At 55.1% G+C, this 16,200-nt stretch carries 13 protein-coding genes and 1 tRNA gene; 9 read left to right on the top strand and 5 right to left on the bottom strand.

What is annotated here, in order from left to right; translation table 11 throughout:
- Positions 1–296: transposase (locus EDD77_RS16850; protein ID WP_132587451.1), on the bottom strand; the 296-nt coding region annotated here is incomplete at its 3' end.
- Positions 297–452: 156 nt separating this feature from the next.
- Between EDD77_RS16850 and EDD77_RS16845 the strand changes: the two genes are divergently transcribed.
- The 7 genes from EDD77_RS16845 to EDD77_RS16815 all read left to right on the top strand — a co-directional run bounded on the left by EDD77_RS16845 (position 453) and on the right by EDD77_RS16815 (position 9,912).
- Positions 453–2,165 (top strand): peptidoglycan D,D-transpeptidase FtsI family protein, encoded by a 1,713-nt coding sequence (locus EDD77_RS16845; protein WP_077138473.1) that lies wholly within the window; start codon positions 453–455, stop codon positions 2,163–2,165.
- A gap of 352 nt (positions 2,166–2,517) precedes the next feature.
- Complete coding sequence (gene alaS, locus EDD77_RS16840; RefSeq protein WP_058963029.1) at positions 2,518–5,187, top strand: alanine--tRNA ligase; 2,670 nt, start codon at positions 2,518–2,520, stop codon at positions 5,185–5,187.
- A 91-nt stretch (positions 5,188–5,278) separates the two neighbouring features.
- Complete coding sequence (locus EDD77_RS16835) at positions 5,279–5,617, top strand: histidine triad nucleotide-binding protein (protein WP_058963028.1); 339 nt, start codon at positions 5,279–5,281, stop codon at positions 5,615–5,617.
- Between the two features lie 49 nt (positions 5,618–5,666).
- On the top strand, positions 5,667–6,206 hold the full coding sequence (locus tag EDD77_RS16830) for a phosphoribosyltransferase family protein (protein ID WP_058963027.1): 540 nt from the start codon (positions 5,667–5,669) through the stop codon (positions 6,204–6,206).
- A 121-nt stretch (positions 6,207–6,327) separates the two neighbouring features.
- Positions 6,328–8,304, top strand: coding sequence for a ComEC/Rec2 family competence protein (locus tag EDD77_RS16825; RefSeq protein WP_172733337.1), 1,977 nt, complete (start codon positions 6,328–6,330; stop codon positions 8,302–8,304).
- Positions 8,294–9,322, top strand: a complete 1,029-nt coding sequence (gene holA, locus EDD77_RS16820) for a DNA polymerase III subunit delta (protein ID WP_058963025.1) — start codon at positions 8,294–8,296, stop codon at positions 9,320–9,322. The genes EDD77_RS16825 and holA overlap by 11 nt, the downstream gene beginning before the upstream one ends.
- Positions 9,319–9,912, top strand: a complete 594-nt coding sequence (locus EDD77_RS16815) for a toprim domain-containing protein (RefSeq protein WP_058963024.1) — start codon at positions 9,319–9,321, stop codon at positions 9,910–9,912. The genes holA and EDD77_RS16815 overlap by 4 nt, the downstream gene beginning before the upstream one ends.
- Positions 9,913–9,974: 62 nt before the next feature.
- Here the strand turns inward: EDD77_RS16815 and EDD77_RS16810 are convergent, their stop codons facing one another.
- Positions 9,975–10,925: an RluA family pseudouridine synthase gene (locus EDD77_RS16810; protein WP_058963023.1), complete on the bottom strand. Its 951-nt coding sequence runs from the start codon at positions 10,923–10,925 to the stop codon at positions 9,975–9,977.
- Positions 10,922–12,982, bottom strand: a complete 2,061-nt coding sequence (locus EDD77_RS16805; RefSeq protein WP_058963022.1) for a DUF6311 domain-containing protein — start codon at positions 12,980–12,982, stop codon at positions 10,922–10,924. Before EDD77_RS16805 ends, EDD77_RS16810 begins: the two co-directional genes overlap by 4 nt.
- Positions 12,983–13,168: 186 nt before the next feature.
- Here EDD77_RS16805 and EDD77_RS16800 point away from each other — a divergent pair.
- A tRNA-Leu gene (locus EDD77_RS16800) sits at positions 13,169–13,256 on the top strand.
- On the opposite strand, the gene EDD77_RS18325 is transcribed toward EDD77_RS16800, so the two are convergent.
- Together EDD77_RS18325 and EDD77_RS16790 are read right to left on the bottom strand one after the other, a co-directional pair.
- A complete protein-coding gene (locus tag EDD77_RS18325; RefSeq protein WP_077138472.1) occupies positions 13,245–13,451 on the bottom strand; it encodes a hypothetical protein in 207 nt (68 codons plus the stop codon). The two genes, EDD77_RS16800 and EDD77_RS18325, sit on opposite strands and share 12 nt — an antisense overlap.
- 9 nt (positions 13,452–13,460) lie before the next feature.
- Entirely contained in the window at positions 13,461–14,825 is a 1,365-nt protein-coding gene (locus EDD77_RS16790) for a radical SAM protein (RefSeq protein WP_058963021.1), read from the bottom strand.
- A gap of 240 nt (positions 14,826–15,065) precedes the next feature.
- Between EDD77_RS16790 and EDD77_RS16785 the strand changes: the two genes are divergently transcribed.
- Positions 15,066–16,097, top strand: a complete 1,032-nt coding sequence (locus EDD77_RS16785; protein ID WP_058963020.1) for a hypothetical protein — start codon at positions 15,066–15,068, stop codon at positions 16,095–16,097.
- Positions 16,098–16,200 lie beyond the last annotated feature (103 nt).

Below are 16,200 nucleotides of genomic sequence, written 5' to 3'. Positions count from 1 at the left end.
TCATTCAGCGGATATCCAATGAACCACCGGTATGCCAGGTTCATGCTCACTTCTTCCAGAGTTCGGCGGAGCGAAGGAATCCCATAGATATGCTGGATCAGAACAATTTTGAACAGTACCACCGGGTCTACGCTTGGACGGCCGTTGTCCTCGCAGTACAGATCCTCTACAAATTCGTAGATCTTCTTGAAATCAATGGCTGCGTCGATCTTCCGCAGCAAGTGATCCTGCGGCACCATGTTTTCCAAACTTACAAATTCCAGTTGTCCTCTGTTTTCTGCGTTCTTTACCAGCATTTTTATCACCCCACACCATTATACCGCATTCCCTTTCCTTATACGAGAAAAAGACCACCGATAGGTGGCCTTTTTCGACAGGCTGAGACCGGCATGCAAAATTGCATGCCGGTCTTTTTCTGCCTGCGAAATCCAAAGAAGGCGGAATGAAGTCCCATGGATCCGCCCACACTGGATACGGAGGTGAGCGGCATGACCCAAAAGCGACTGGCTGCGCTGTTCGGAACAGTTCTCGTGGCATTTTCGGTGGTGATGGGGCGCCTGTATCTTCTGGCGCAGAATCAGGAATACGCACAGACCGCACAGGCGCAGACGGTTACCACTCTTACGCTGGAAAACAGCAGGGGAAATCTGTACGACTGTAACGGAACAGCCATCACCGGATACGGCCAGCAGTATTATGCGCTGTCCATTCCGGGGGAAAGCAGCTACGCGGAGCTGTTTCAGTATGTGCCGTACAGTGAGCAGGCTTATCTTTATGAAAAGCGGAATGCACTATCGCCCTTTCTGGTTCAGGTAGACCGGGATCTGACCGATCAGGGGATCTATACCTATTCCGTACCCAATCGATACTGCCCGGTACCGCTGGCAGAGCATCTGATTGGCTATCTGAACGGGGATGGCAGCGGGGTGGCGGGGCTGGAGCTGGCATTTGACGAATTACTCAGCAGTGATCAGTCCACCCGGGAAATTCAATGCGTGACAACTGCACAGGGGTCTCTGCTGGCGGGCAGTGAACCGCAGCTGCTGGAAAGCCAGGCGGAAGGGCAGGGGGTAATGCTCACACTGGATACCGCTACCCAACGGGTGTGTGAAGCCATCGCGCAACAGTCCATGGTCACCGGCTGCATCCTTGTACTGGACGTAAAAACGGCAAAGGTTCGTGCCAGCGTCAGCGTTCCGGAATTCGACCCGAACAACATCCAGGCCAGCCTGCAGGATGAGAATTCGCCCTTTTTGAACCGGGTTCTCTGTCAGTACAATGTGGGATCTGTATTCAAGCCGGTATTGGCAGCGGCAGCTCTGGAACGCGGCATCGGCTGGTACAGTATGGAATGCGAAGGTGTGATCACCATCAGTGATCATGATTACCACTGCGCTCTGGACAGAGCCCACGGTCTGATGAACATCCGCGGTGCATTGGAAAAAAGCTGCAACTGTTTTTTCATTGATCTGGGAATGCAGCTGGGCGGTGCACGCATTGCAGAACTGGCCCGAAAGTTTGGGTTTGGTCAGACGGTATATCTGACTGGCGGTTTGAAAAGTGCCGAGGGCGTGGTGCCGGAGGAGGAGACGCTGGAGGATCTGGGCCAGCTGGCAAACTTCAGCTTTGGTCAGGGCCAACTGATGGCCGCGCCGGTACAGCTGGCCGCAGCTTATAACGCTCTCGCAGCAGATGGAATCTATCGCAGCCCCAGCTTTCTGGAAGCGGTGATTGATGAGGACAGCGGCGAGGTGGTTCGGAATTTGTATCAGCCGGAAACCCGTAAGGTGGTGAGTGAATCCACTGCCGCAACCCTGTGCGACATGCTGGCTGGCGTGGTGAACGAGGGCATCGGTGTGCAGGCCGCCCCGCAGAATGGCACCGCTGCGGGCAAAACCGGAACCGCACAGACTGCCGTGTTCGACGAAGAGGGCAGGGAAGAGATGAACTACTGGTTTGCGGGTTTTTACCCGGTCGAAGATCCGCTATATACCATTGTGGTATTACAGGATGGTACTCCGGAACCTGGAACAAGCTCCGCCACCGTGTTTGCACAGGTGTGCGACGGGCTGTTCTGGCTGCAAAATGAAGAGACTCGCGCCCGAATTCTGCATCAGCAGGAGAAGCTGGAGGAAGAACAGGCGAAATCCGCCGCTGACAGTTGACAAGCAGAGCGGCACGCGCTATACTGATAAAGTAGATGATCATGATAATGGCTGTGATAGGGCCAATGACGGGCAGACAGCTCCAGAGAGGGAATCATACGGTGCAAGATTCCTGCTTTTTCTCCCGTCGCACGCCACCCTTGAGCCCCCGGCGAAGAGCCGGGCGTAACGCGGCGTTAACGCGCAAAAAGCGGCGGTTCTGAAACATCAGGGCCGCAATCTGGGTGGTACCACGGAGATTTTTTTAGCCTTCGTCCCTGTTTGGGGGCGTGGGCTATTCTTTTTTCTGGGAAGTCCGGCTGTTATCCGATCTGGCGCTTTGCACACAAAACATGTAGAGGAGTTATGAACGATGCAATGGACCGGTTTGAATGAACTGCGTGAAAAGTATCTTTCGTTTTTCGAGAGCAAGGGTCATCTCCGTTTGGACAGCTTCCCCCTGGTGCCGAAGAACGACAACAGCCTGCTGCTGATCAACAGCGGCATGGCCCCCATGAAGAAATGGTTCCTGGGCCAGGAGGAGCCGCCCCGCCATCGGGTGACCACCTGCCAGAAGTGCATCCGCACCCCGGATATCGAGCGTGTGGGCATCACCGCCCGTCACGGCACCTATTTCGAGATGCTGGGTAACTTCAGCTTCCAGGACTACTTCAAGAAGGAAGCCACTGCCTGGGCCTGGGAATTCCTGACCAAGGTTCTGGAGATTCCCGCCGAGCTGCTGTACATCTCCGTTTACGAGGATGACGACGAAGCCTGGGACATCTGGACCAAGGACATCGGCATTGCCGAGGATCACATGGTTCGTTTCGGCAAGGAGGACAACTTCTGGGAGCATGGCTCCGGCCCCTGTGGCCCCTGCAGCGAGATCTATTTTGACCGGGGCCCCGAGCATGGCTGCGGCAAGCCCGACTGCAAGGTTGGCTGCGACTGCGACCGTTACATGGAGGTCTGGAACCTGGTGTTCAGCCAGTTCGATTCCGACGGTAAGGGCAACTACACCCGTCTGGAGCGCCCCAACATCGATACCGGCATGGGTCTGGAGCGTCTGGCCTGCGTGATGCAGGGCGTGGGCAACCTGTTCGAGGTTGATACCGTTCGCGCCATCCTGAACCATGTGGAGAAGATCAGCGGCAAGACCTACGGTCAGGACGCCAAGACCGATATCTCCATCCGCGTGATCACCGACCACATCCGCTCCACCACCTTCATGGTGAGCGATGGCATCATGCCTTCCAACGAGGGCCGCGGCTATGTTCTGCGCCGTCTGCTGCGCCGTGCCGCCCGTCACGGCCGGATGCTGGGCATCACCCGCCCCTTCCTGACCGAGCTGGTGGATACCGTTATCCACGAGAACAAGGCCGGCTATCCCGAGCTGGAGGAGCATGCCGACTACATCAAAAAGGTTATCGGCACCGAAGAGGAGCGCTTCTATAAGACCATCGATCAGGGCATGACCATCCTGAATGGCCTGATCGACAACATCACCAAGGCTGCCGTGGCCGGCAAGGAGAAGATTCTCTCCGGTATCGACGCCTTCAAGCTGAACGACACCTTCGGCTTCCCCCTGGATCTGACCCGCGAGATTGCCGCTGAGGCTGGCATTACCGTGGACGAGGAGAACTTCCACTCCGAGATGAAGAAGCAGAAGGAGAAGGCCCGCAAGGATCGTCTGTCCCGCGGCATCTCCGGCTGGGATTCCGATCTGTTCAGTGAGCTGACCGTACCCGCTACCGTGTTCACCGGCTATGAAAAGCTGGAGGACAAGGGCCAGGTGATGGCTCTGTCCGATGGCGAGGAACTGGAGGATGCCATCTCCACCGACGAGGGCGCCAAGGAAGGCGTTCTGGTGGTTCTGGATCAGACTCCCTTCTACGCCGAGAGCGGCGGACAGGTTGCCGACACCGGTTCCATCGTAACCACCGACGGTGCCCGTCTGGAAGTGAAGGATGTAAAGAAGACCGGCAAGGGCTACTTCGTTCACACCTGCACCCTGATGGAAGGTACCGTAAAGGTTGGCGACAGCGTGACCGCTGCTGTGTCCAAGGGCCGCCGGATGTCCATCGCCCGTAACCACACCAGTGCCCATCTGCTGCAGAAGGCTCTGCGCGAGGTGCTGGGCAGCCATGTGCATCAGGCCGGTTCCTACGAGGACGACGAGCGGGTGCGCTTCGACTTCACTCATTTCAGCGCTGTAACTCCCGAAGAGCTGGCTCTGGTGGAGCATATCGTGAACCAGAAGATCTTCGAGGCTCTGGACGTAAACATCCAGAACCTGCCCATTGCAGAGGCAAAGAAGATGGGCGCCATGGCCCTGTTCGGTGAGAAGTACGGCGATGTGGTTCGCGTTGTGGACGTGAACGGCTGGTCCACCGAGTTCTGTGGCGGTACTCATGTGAAGAACACCGCTCAGCTGGGCTGCTTCAAGATTCTCAGCGAGTCCAGTGTAGCCGCCGGTATCCGTCGTATCGAGGGCACCACCGGCTACGGCGTGCTGAACCTGCTGGACGAGCGCACCGAGATGCTGCACAAGGTGGCAGATGCGCTGAAGGTCAACAACATGAAGGATCTGCCCCTGCGCGCTGTGGCTGTGGCCAGCGAGGTGAAGGCTCTGAGCAAGGAGCTGGATGCCGCCAAGGCCGCTGCTGCTGCCAGCAAGATCGACGGCCTGTTTGAGGCTGCCGAGGATGTGAACGGCATCAAGATTCTGACCGCCTACTTCTCCGGCACCGCCCCCGAGGCGCTGCGCAGCATGGCGGAAAAGGTACGCGACAAGGCCCCCAACACCGTGGCAGCTCTGGTTGGCTCCACCGACGGCAAGATTACCCTGGCAGTTGCCTGCGGCAAAGGTGCGCTGGATGCAGGCCTGAAGGCCGGTGTTCTGGTGAAGCAGATTGCCGCCATTGCCGGCGGTAACGGCGGCGGCAAGCCTGACTTCGCCATGGCTGGTCTGAAGGACGAAAACAAGATCGACGAGGCACTGAACGCCGTTGCCGGTATTGTGAAAAACGTTCTGGAAGGCTGATTGAATTGTAAGTTTCTCGCACCCCGGGGGAATTTTCCGGGGTGCGAGGATCGTTTGCCGATACAATGGATTCAGGAAAGGAGATGTTTCCATGGATTGCCTGTTCTGCAAAATTGCTCAGGGCCAGATCCCCTCGAACAAACTGTTTGAGGATGATAAGATCCTTGCCTTCTATGACATTGATCCCCAGGCGCCGGTTCACTTTCTGGTGATTCCCAAGCAGCATGTGGATTCTGCTGCCGCGCTTACTGAGCAGGACGGCGAACTGCTGGCTCATGTATTCGCCACCATTGCCCGTCTTTGCAAGGAGCTGGGCTGTGAAAATGGTTACCGGGTGGTAACCAATGTGGGGGAAGACGGCGGCCAGAGTGTAAAGCATTTGCACTTTCATGTGCTTGCCAAGCGCAGTCTTGCCTGGCCTCCGGGCTGATGTGTCATTGCCCTGTGCTGTGTGACCGAGAAAAAGGAGATATTTAATTATGAGCGAGACCTATACCCTGCATGTGGCCGGCCTGAGCCGGGAACTGCCGGTTTGTGCCATCAACGAGCATCTTTCCATCGCTGCATTCATCATGTTCAGCGATGTGGAGCTGACCGTTGCATGCGCCAAAGCCCTGCTGGAAAAGTGCCCGGAGTTTGATGTGATTGTCACTGCCGAGGCGAAAGGCATTCCTCTGGCCTATGAAATGAGCCGCCAGAGCGGAAAACTGTACATTCCGGCCCGTAAAGGCGAGAAGCTTTACATGCAGAATCCGGTGGTTGTGGAGGATCAGTCCATTACCACCAGTGCCCGTCAGAAGTTGGTAATTGATCAGAAGGATCTGGAAGCCATGAATGGCAAGCGGATTCTGATTGTGGACGATGTAATCAGCACCGGCGGTTCTCTGCATGCACTGGAAACTCTGGTTGGCAAGAGCACCGGCACCGTTGTTGGCCGTGCGGCTGCACTGGCAGAAGGCGATGCCGCTGACCGTACCGATATTATTTTCCTGGAAAAACTGCCGCTCTTCACCCACTGATCCGGCAACGCGAATGAGACGGGTTCTGGCAGCTTGCTGTTTTGTTTGGTTCGCCACCAAACTCATCGCCGTATATCTGCCGCCTGCGGCCCTCGGGCTGCTCGCGGCAGTTTTTGTATGCGTGTTTTGGTATTCTCTGGCGCTTGCGCGACGGGATTACAGTCGTCTGCTTCCATTGGTGGGGTTGGCGGCGATCCTTGTGCACACCCTGGTTTACAGTACGGTGGTAGCGCCGGTTTTTGCGTTGGCGGGAGAAGAAATTGACGCTCTTGTGGTTGCGGAACAGGTGGATCCCGGTTTTCAGGATGGAACGGTGCGCGGGGAATTTACCGTGGTGGAGCTGAACGGCAGGAAGCTGCCGGTATGGAAGCGTTTTCGAATCTCTTCCGTGGCCATGCCGGAGTGTGAAAGGGCCGATCGGCTTCGTGGGCATTTCTCGGTGGAACTTCTGGAACGGGACGAATACTACTACGGCAACCTTGCAGATGGCGTACTCCTTCAGGTGGAAGGGGCAGAAAACCTTTCGCTTGAGGGGCAGAGCCATGCGCCGCGCTTTTTTCTGCGGGGGCTTCAGGAAACCCTTGCCCGCAGCTGCCGCCGGTATCTGCCTCAGGAACTGGGCGGAGTTCTTTCCGCCATGGCGGTGGGGGATAAAAGCCGCCTGACAGACGAGGTCACTGAAGCCTATCGGGCAGCTGGAGTTTCCCATCTGCTGGTGGTATCTGGCTTGCATCTGACTCTTTTATGCGGGGCCTTCCTCGGTAACCGCCCTTGTGGTGGTCGATTCCGGAAACAAAAGGCTCTGGCTGCCATGCTCCTCGTTCTTTGTATGATGGCGCTGGTGGGTTTTACCCCTTCGGTGACCCGGGCCGGTGTGGGTGCGTTGATTTTTTATACGGGAGCTTTTTTGTTGCAGCCTGCAGATTCCTTCACCTCACTGGGGATCGCTGCCGTGCTGCTTTCTCTGCAAAACTGCTATGCGGTTTGCGATCTGGGGCTGCAGCTTTCCTTTGCCGCCACGGTGGGGGTGCTCTGCGCAGCCAGAGTTTTCCCTCCTGCTCGGATGGATGAACAGGAGGAGCATCCCTGGCGCTTCCGGCTGCGGCGTGTATGCACCGCCTTGCTGGTGCCTCTGTTCGCTGCGATATTTACTCTGCCGCTTCAGCTGCTGCATGGATTGTCGGCCAGTGGGGTTTCGGTGCTCACCAATCTGCTGGTCATGTCTCTGGTCGGGCCAATCGTCTGCCTGGGGCTGGTCTGCGCGGTTACCGGTCTGATACCTGCTCTGTATGGTGTCACACGGGCTGTGATGCTGCTGGCCGGAGTACTGGTCAAATTACAGAATGCCATTGTGTTTTATATGGCTTCGCTTCCGGCGGCAAAGCTGGTTTTGCCGAAAGCATTTACTGTATTTGCGGTGCTTGTTTGCGGGGCGGCGCTCTGGTATGCCTGGCGGCTGCATCGTCTGCGCTGGGCAGTACCGGTGCTTTGTGCGGGGCTTGTGCTGTCGGCTAACTTATACGGTGCGCTGACACAGGATGTGGTCACAATTCGCCTTTTGGGCAGTACATCAAGCCCCTGTGCGGTAATTGTTTCAGAACAGCAGGCGATGGTTTTGTTTCGTGGCGGAGAAAGCAACCGCCAGCAGGTACAGGACTGGTTGGATGTTCAGGGGATAGAGACGGCAGAGCTTTGGGTGGATCTGCGACAAAATCCCGGCGAGCTGAATGTTCAGGGACGTTTGATTTACACAGAGGATCTGCCAGAAGGGCAGCAATGGATCGAAGAATTTCACGGAATTCGACTTTCTCTTCTCAACCAGAGTGGAGCAAATCTTGCATTGCTGGAAATCAGCGGTTATCGTGTGGCTATGATCACCGGTCGGCTGGAAGCAGGTACGCCATTGCAGGTTGATCTTCTGCTTGCGGGCGCTTCCAATCCCGGCATGGTAGACCCGGTACAGGTGCTCACCGCCAAATCGTATGACTGGCACGCCGAACAGCCAGATGTCCACTGGAAATACGCACCCTTGGGCGGTACTGTTTTCATCCGCCCCGGCAGGGCAATCACATTTGAGGGGGTAACCAATGCTGCATAACGAACAAAAACAACAGGCCGCGCTGCAGAAAGGCCTGCCGGTTTTTTACTACTATTCTTCCGATCCATTCCTTGCCCGTGCCGCCGCAGAAAAAACGGCAGCGGCTTTGCTGCAGGAGGACGGGGAGAGTACCCGACTGGATGGCCCGGCGCCCACGGTGGAGGAGCTGGTGATGGCAGCGGGAACCATCTCGTTTTTTGGAACCCGCCGCATTGTGGAGCTGCCCATGCTGCAGCCCTCAGCCTACTCGGAAAAAGACATGGCGGAATTCTGTGATGTGTTGGCCAGCACCGAGAATGCGGTGTTTGTGATCCACAGTGTTTTTTCAGAGGAGCGGGGCAAGCTCAAGCTGTCCAAACAGGCCAAAAAGCTCATTGAGACCTGCGAAACGCTGGGATACGCCGCAGAGGTAGCGCATCCCGGCGTACAGGAGCTGCGTCGAATGCTGCGTCAGCGTGCCGAGGGCATGAATACCGCCATGAGCGAAAGTGCGGCCGGCCTGCTGCTGGAACGCTGTGGTCAGGATCTGTTTCTGCTGGAAAATGAGGTGGATAAACTGGCTGCCGCCAGTGGTTATACCGAAATTACACCGGGCCTGATTGTGGAGATGAGCACCCAGAATCTTGAGGCAGACGTCTTTGACATGGTTCGCCTGATCACCGGTAAAAACGCCGCCAAAGCCTGCGGAAAGCTGAATACCCTGCTGCGGCTGCAAAACGATCCGATTGCCATCACGGCAGCCATGATCGGCAGTTATGTGGATCTTTACCGGGTCAAGGCCGGTCTGGCGGTAAAAAAGAGCTACGCCCAGGTGCATAAGGATCTGGGCTATAAAGGCAGCGATTACCGGCTGAAAAAATCTGCCGAAACCGCCGCTCGCTACACACTGCCGCAGCTGGAGCAGTGCCTGGAGATTCTGCTGGAGCTGGACCAGGGGCTGAAGGGCTCTCCGACAGACAGCGCTGTTCTGCTTCAAACCACACTTTGCCGTCTGGCAGCCGCGGGGGTAACACGATGAGTGAAAAACTTCGCATTCAGCAGGTGATCGTGGTGGAAGGCCGGTATGATGCAGCGGCCCTCAGCGCAGTGGTGGACGGTCTGATTATCACCACCGATGGCTTTGCCATTTACAAAGACAAGCAGACCCAGTCTCTGCTGAAAGAGCTGGGCCGTCAGCGGGGCGTGATCCTGCTTACCGACCCGGATGCAGCGGGCTTTCGCATCCGGAACTTTTTGTCCAACCTGATCGGGCACGAATATGTGAAGCAGGCCTATGTGCCTGCCATTGCAGGCAAGGAGTCACGCAAGGCGGTTCCCGGCAAGGAAGGTCTGCTTGGTGTGGAAGGTCTTCCGCCGGAGGCATTAAAAAAGGCCCTTCTGGATGCGGGGGCCAGTGAGACTGCTGCCCGCAGCGGTCGGGCCATTACCTACACCGATCTGTATCAGTGGGGGCTTTCCGGCACGGCCGGCAGTCAGGAACAGCGGTTTGCTTTTCTGCGCAGGCTGGGCCTTCCGCCCCGTCTTTCCAAAAAAGCGCTGTGTCAGGTGCTCAATCAGTTGTATACCTACGAGGAAGCCCAGGCGTTGGCTGAACAAATCGAAGAATAAACAAGAGGCCCGGGGCCACGCGAGGAGTAATTTGCTCCTTTCGCGGCCCCGGGCCTCTTGTTTTATTTCAGTTTACCTTCCAGCAGCTGCTGATTCCACCAGGGCTTTTCAGCCTGAAAGCTGCGTCCGCTTACCCCCTGCAGCAGGGGATTGGTCAGAACGGGGAAGGTGAGCTGCCAGGCACACAACGCCTGATATTTCAGCTTCAGTTCCCGGTTGGCGGCGTTATTGCCGTATTTGCTGTCGCCCAGAATGGGGCATCCAATGCTGGCCAGATGCGCCCGAATCTGGTGTGTCCGTCCGGTAATCAGTTCCACCTGCAAAAGCGCCAGACGGCCGCTCACCGCAAGGGTTTTATACCGGGTTTCGATCTCCTTGCCGCCGGGCATTGGACGCTCGCTCACCCGTACCAGCCCCTTGCCTGCATCCTTCACCAGATATCCCTGCAGGGTAGCCTGCTCGGGACGGGGCCGTCCAAATGTAACACACAGATATTCCTTGCGGATTTCCCGATCCCGGATCAGATCGATCAGCAGCTGTTCGGTTTGCGGATCCTTTGCGATCAGCACAAGCCCGCTGGTGCCGGTGTCCAGCCGATGGCACAACGCAGGTGCCGGGCCCTTTCCGGGTTCCCATCCATGCTCTCTGTGCAGATAAAGCATGGCCCGGTTGATCAGTGTATCCGGCTCGGTGTCGTGGATTACGGGCAGGCCGGCGGGCTTATCCACCAGAAGAATGTGTTCGTCCTCATAAACCGGCTTTGCAGCGAATCGGGCACGCAAAAATGCAGGGCCCTGAACAGCTGTCGGATTGAGCTGCTCCTCCGGCAGAAACAGCCGGATCTCGTCTCCGGTCTGAACCCGGGTGGAAAGGGGTTGTTTTTTGCCGTTCAGTTTGATTTTGTTTTCCCGCAATGCCTTATTTAACCTGCCAAAGGTCAGGGCAGGGAATTGCTCCGTGAGGTATTTGTCCAGCCTTACCGGGGCAAGGCTTTTCACAGAGATAATCTTCATGAAAGAACCTCCAGATCCTTACACTGACCGCTTTCGTTATACAGGCAGTGCGCATCGTCAATTTCCAGTGTGACCATCAGCCAGCCGGCATCCTGATCACTTACTTCAAGAATGGGATACACCCCGCCCTCACCATCGGAAAGAGCCGTGGCTCCCTCCAGCTTCTGGCGGGTAAAGGGAGTATCATAGAAAAGAACAACCCTGTTGGCATCCTCCTGCCGTCCGATACTTTCCAGATTCAAACTCAAAATACCGTGATCCCAGAAGTCATCGGAGTAATTGGCCAGATGCAGCGGATAATTCTCACTGAATTCCATTGCCAGCGGATGGGTAAACTCCTCCAGTCCGGGGGCGATCACATAGACAAGAGGAAAACGGGTTTCGTCGCCGGTTCGCTGGTACAGTACCCCGCACCAGGCACCCTGATCCTGCGCCGCCTGTGCCACAGCCAGGAAGGTTTCCTCCTGTTCGGTAAAGAAGATGCAGTCCTGCGGCATTGCGCCTTCGGTAATGGCCTGTACAAATTCCTCCTGCCGCTGTTGGGCCTGAGCTTCATCATAGCGGGCAGTAAAAGATGTGTCGCTGCTGGTCATCTTCTCATCTGCAGTGTAAAGGGCCAGGCTCAGGCCGGTGGTTTTCAACGGACCCAGTGCCACCAGATGCTGGTATCGACCCTCGGTTGCATCCAGCAGTGCTGCAAGGCTGCTGTCTGTCTGGCTCAACAGGTTAGATCCCGCATCCGAATAGGGACGGAACGAACCCGCCTTTTCCAGCAATGCCGGGCTTAAATCCACCAGCTGTACAAGGCACAATACCCCGATCACAGCAGTTTGTACCCATTGTTTCTGGTATCGGGTCAAGCGGATCAGTGCAGCTACGCAGCAGGTAAAAATCAGGTAGTATACCGGCCAGAACAGTCGCCCGCTGGAGCGCAGAGTGGTTGCCAGCTGTATCACAAACTGGGGCAGGGGAATCCGGGCAAGCACAGCGCCGTTGGCGGTAATCACATTGCTGACCGCAAATACCGTCAGGCAAAGCACAACAAACAGCAGTCCAAAACGATTTTTCAGGCATTTGAGGATGCTGGATCGATGCCAGCGCAGAACAACAATTACAACTGCCACGCTGCACAAAAGCATCCCAAGGCCCAGATAATTGAAGCCGTCGTAATTCCCCAGTGTTTGATTCTGGGCGGACAGGAACAGGCTCCATTTGCCCATACCACGGCTGACCGGGTTCCAGAGCGCGTTCAGATTCATGCAGAAATGCCCATACTGTACGCCGCTTCCTCCGGATGCGGATCCTCCGCTGAACAATCCGAACAGCCAGCCCACCAGTGCGGTGCATCCAAGATTGGCCGCGAGCAGTGCGGCAGGCTTTGCAAACTGTTTGTGAAACACCGCATGTTCTACAAAAAGCGCAAAAGTAAGCGCATACGTCATGGGGGCAAAATAAGGGTGAATGGCCAGCGTCAGGCAGTTCACAGCGAACAGCCCCGGGTAGAAAAACCGGCCTTCCCGCCGCCCGCGAATGTAATAATACAGTGCTGCCAGAATCAGGAACTGCGCTGCCAGCGCAGTATGGCGAAACGCCCGCTCCAACAGAACAGGGCTAAAAACAAAGGGAACTGCGCCAAGCAGTACAATGGGCGTTCTGCGGCTGAACAGCCCCACCAGCAGGCAGGCAAATCCTCCCTGCAATACAAAGCAGAGCAGCGTGAACAGCCCGAAATACTGGAACACAGAGGGCAAAAAAGGTTCCAGCAGCCGAAAAAGTGCAGCAAACAGCGGGATGGAGTCGGTAAATGCCACGCTCAAACCAAAAGGCCAGTTGATGCGATCCGAAAAGCAGAAGGGGATTGAAAGCTCAGACTGCCGGTAGAACATCCAGCCCGCATAATGCTGCTGAATGTCCGCCTCAATGTATCCACCGCGCAGCCAGGCATCGTTTGTCACATCCAGTGGCGAAAGTCCATACAGCAAAAAGAATACCGCTGCGCCCAAAAGGCAGCCAAGAGCAAACAGCCGCCGACGCTCGTTTTTTTCATAACCAGTCATTTGAATCAAAGCCACGTCCTTTCCGTTCCTGCAACCCCCGACATAAAAGAGATTTGCGCAGGCATGGTTGCTTTGTTTATTATAAACGATTCCCCGCTAACCTACAATTCCTTTGTTGGAATCGAAGGGCTATCCCATCGGAAAACATTGACAACGCAATGTATTTGGTGTATTATAATTAGGCTTGCCGCTGTGGCGGAACTGGCAGACGCAAGGGACTTAAAATCCCTCGCCCCAATAAGGCGTACCGGTTCGATCCCGGTCAGCGGCACCAAGCCGGAGCAAAGGTTGCTTTGCTCCGGCGTTTTTTGTATCCGAAGAAGGAAAAAGGGGCTGTTGCAAAACGGAAGTTGAGCAACAGCCCCCCGATTTCCACATTCATGGGGCTCATCTCCACGGACGGCAACCGTGCCATCATACCGCTGCTGAGATCCGCTGTGGCATCTGTGAAAATCTGATAGCTGGACATAAATCATTCTTACTTCTTGCAGCCGGAGCAGCCATGGCAGCTTGAACATGCGTCCCACAGCTTGTCCGCAGTATCTTTCCATGCCTGGGCATAGGGGGTGGTTTTATCACACAGATGATCTACACTCTCCGGGCTCTGATAGTCGGTGCTGACGGCTCCGGTCTTTTTCACCATGGCGCGCAGTGCTTCCGGGTTTTCCAGCATGGGGCAGGGGCGAAGCATATTTTTGTTAAAGGGCTGATTGTCATGATATGCCATGAATAACGGGCTCTTAAGCGCATCCAGCAGGCTGGTGTCGTGGATATTGCAGTTGGAATAATGAATGAACACGCAGGGCTCCACATCGCCCTTTGCGTTGATGTGCAGATAGTTGCGGCCACCGGCAATGCATCCGCCCACATACTCGGCGTCATTCTGGAAGTCCATCGAGAAAATGGCTTTTGTCTGCCGGAAGGCACGAATGCGGCGGTAGACTTCTTCCCGCTGTTCCGGAGAAGGAAGCAGTTCGGTTGCAGCATCGTTACCTACCGGCATGTAGTGGAAGAACCAGATAAACAGCGCGCCGCTGTCAATAATCGAATCGAAAAACTCCTCACTGGTAATGTCGGCATAGTTATGGCTGGTATAGCAGGTGGAAATGCCGAAGGGCAGCTTGTGCTTTTTGAGAAGGGCCATGGCATTCTGCACCTTTTCATAGGAGCCTTCGCCGCGGCGGGAGTCATTGGCGGATTCGAATCCCTCCAGCGAGATGGCAGGTACGAAGTTTTTAACTCGCAGCATATCCTGACAGAACGCTTCATCAATCAGGGTACCATTGGTGAAGGTGAGGAATTCGCAATCGGGATGCATTTCGCAGATCCGGATCAGATCAGCCTTGCGCACCAGCGGTTCGCCACCGGTGTAAATATACATGTAGGTCCCCAGCTCCTTGCCCTGACGGATAATGGAGTCGATGGTTTCCAGGCTTAAGTTCAGCTGGTTTCCGTATTCTGTCGCCCAGCAGCCGGTGCAGTGCATATTGCACGCCGAGGTGGGATCCAGCAGAATCGCCCAGGGAACATTGCAGTTTTCCCGTTCTTTTACCTCGTCCTGAGTTGCGCTGCCCTTAAGACTCGCATTAAAAAGGAAATTCTGGAAAAATGCCTTGCGCACACCGGGATCCAGTTCATACAGCCGCAGAATCAGCTGGTACCAGTTGTTTTTCTTCTCAATAACTTCCCGGATAGCACTCCGCTGGGACTCATACCAGCCATCCGGAGAAAAGCGATCTACCAGTGCCATCAATTTGGGAATGTTCTCCTCCGGATTGCCTTCAATATAGCTCAGGGCCTGATTGACCGCAAAATTCTGCATGCTATCTTTAATTGTACTCATAAATACGTCCCTTTCTTTTGCTTTTTGCGAATGAAGCCGCCATTGGCTGATCCGTTGGCTAAATTATAAGAAGAACAGCGAAAGATGTCATGGGACAGGAGTAGCGCTGCTGGTCAAAAATGCGACACTTCCAGTCGATTGTTACATTTTGGGACATGTACACCGAAATGCGCATTGTCCGCCTTTTGGTCCGTGGTATGCTTGATTTAGCATGAATTGTTTCTGTTGGAAGGAGATTCTATGGAAAATAGTGTATCGCGTATACTGATCGAAACCACGGTCAGGCAAACTCTGAAAGGAATCCAGGAAGATCCGGAACGGAGTATCCGAAATCTGGTCGATATGGCGCTGCAATTTTCAGAGGGCCGATTTCAAAACCGATTTTTCGAAACCGCTCACACGTTGCTGGAAAATGAAAAAAGTGCCTATTACGGCCTGATTCATGATGCGGTCAGCCACATCGAAACCAAACACATTGTCCGCTTGGGCATGAACATCGGATACAACAGCTGTACCTGGGGCGCCAGGCGCATCCGCTCCAATGAAAAACAGTTGGGATTTAATATTCCCTGGGCTGTTTTTCTGCAAATGGAAGATGCGTCTTCCGACTGGGATCTGAGCCGGTATCACTGGGTGATTCAGCAGGGGGAAGCTCTGGGAATCTATTCCTGGATGATATTTGCGCCACATGACCCTCTGGCAATTCTGCCCTTTGCGGCAGCACATCCGGACAGTGCCTTTTTCCTTTTCTGTGAACCGCAGGCTGTGACGCCGGATTTTGCAGCGCAGTTTTTGTCTGTATACAACGTAATGCCTGTAATTCATCTGGATAAAAACACGCAAGCTGCCTGCTCGCTGTTAAGAAATGCCCGCATTCCCTATTCTGTCTCATGTCTTTATTCGGCAGAAAATATCAAAGCGATCACAAACGGGGAATTGTTTGCTGCCGTGCAGAACCTCCACCCCCTCTTTACTGTTCTGATTCCCCGGTCAGACTGTCAACACGATACACAGAGAGCCGCGTATCAGGCAGCCATTGACGCGAGAAATCGTCAGCAATTTCAAACCATCCCATGGGAGCTTTACGGAGATACCCAAAGTCTTGATTCCATTATTTCGGATGATTCCTGCTGCGCATTGTTTGACAAGGACGGAAATCTTCATATTCCGGGAAGCCCTGAAACGGATGTCTGGTGTTGCAATCTGTTTGAGGACGGACTGGCCGGAATTTTCAGCAAGGCATATCCGAAGGCACTGCCTTCCCGCAAATAACTTGCCATAATCATAACCCCACGTTGAACGTGGGGTTTGCAGAACGGCCCTATAAGGGCCATTATTCCAGCAGCACCTAAAGGTGCATAATGAGCAACGCCAA

The organism is Allofournierella massiliensis, from assembly GCF_004345265.1.
In the GTDB taxonomy this organism is placed as follows: domain Bacteria; phylum Bacillota; class Clostridia; order Oscillospirales; family Ruminococcaceae; genus Allofournierella; species Allofournierella massiliensis.
The sequence above is the reverse complement of the archived record's forward strand: the minus strand, read 5'-3'. Positions and strand labels throughout refer to the sequence as shown.

Coding starts and splice junctions, on each gene's coding strand:
- EDD77_RS16790 (WP_058963021.1), bottom strand. CDS start 14,825: ATGAGTACAATTAAAGATAGCATGCAGAATTTTGCGGTCAATCAGGCC.
- EDD77_RS16815 (WP_058963024.1), top strand. CDS start 9,319: ATGAGTGAAAAACTTCGCATTCAGCAGGTGATCGTGGTGGAAGGCCGG.
- EDD77_RS18325 (WP_077138472.1), bottom strand. CDS start 13,451: ATGTCCAGCTATCAGATTTTCACAGATGCCACAGCGGATCTCAGCAGC.
- EDD77_RS16845 (WP_077138473.1), top strand. CDS start 453: ATGGATCCGCCCACACTGGATACGGAGGTGAGCGGCATGACCCAAAAG.
- holA (WP_058963025.1), top strand. CDS start 8,294: ATGCTGCATAACGAACAAAAACAACAGGCCGCGCTGCAGAAAGGCCTG.
- EDD77_RS16835 (WP_058963028.1), top strand. CDS start 5,279: ATGGATTGCCTGTTCTGCAAAATTGCTCAGGGCCAGATCCCCTCGAAC.
- EDD77_RS16830 (WP_058963027.1), top strand. CDS start 5,667: ATGAGCGAGACCTATACCCTGCATGTGGCCGGCCTGAGCCGGGAACTG.
- alaS (WP_058963029.1), top strand. CDS start 2,518: ATGCAATGGACCGGTTTGAATGAACTGCGTGAAAAGTATCTTTCGTTT.
- EDD77_RS16810 (WP_058963023.1), bottom strand. CDS start 10,925: ATGAAGATTATCTCTGTGAAAAGCCTTGCCCCGGTAAGGCTGGACAAA.
- EDD77_RS16785 (WP_058963020.1), top strand. CDS start 15,066: ATGGAAAATAGTGTATCGCGTATACTGATCGAAACCACGGTCAGGCAA.
- EDD77_RS16805 (WP_058963022.1), bottom strand. CDS start 12,982: ATGACTGGTTATGAAAAAAACGAGCGTCGGCGGCTGTTTGCTCTTGGC.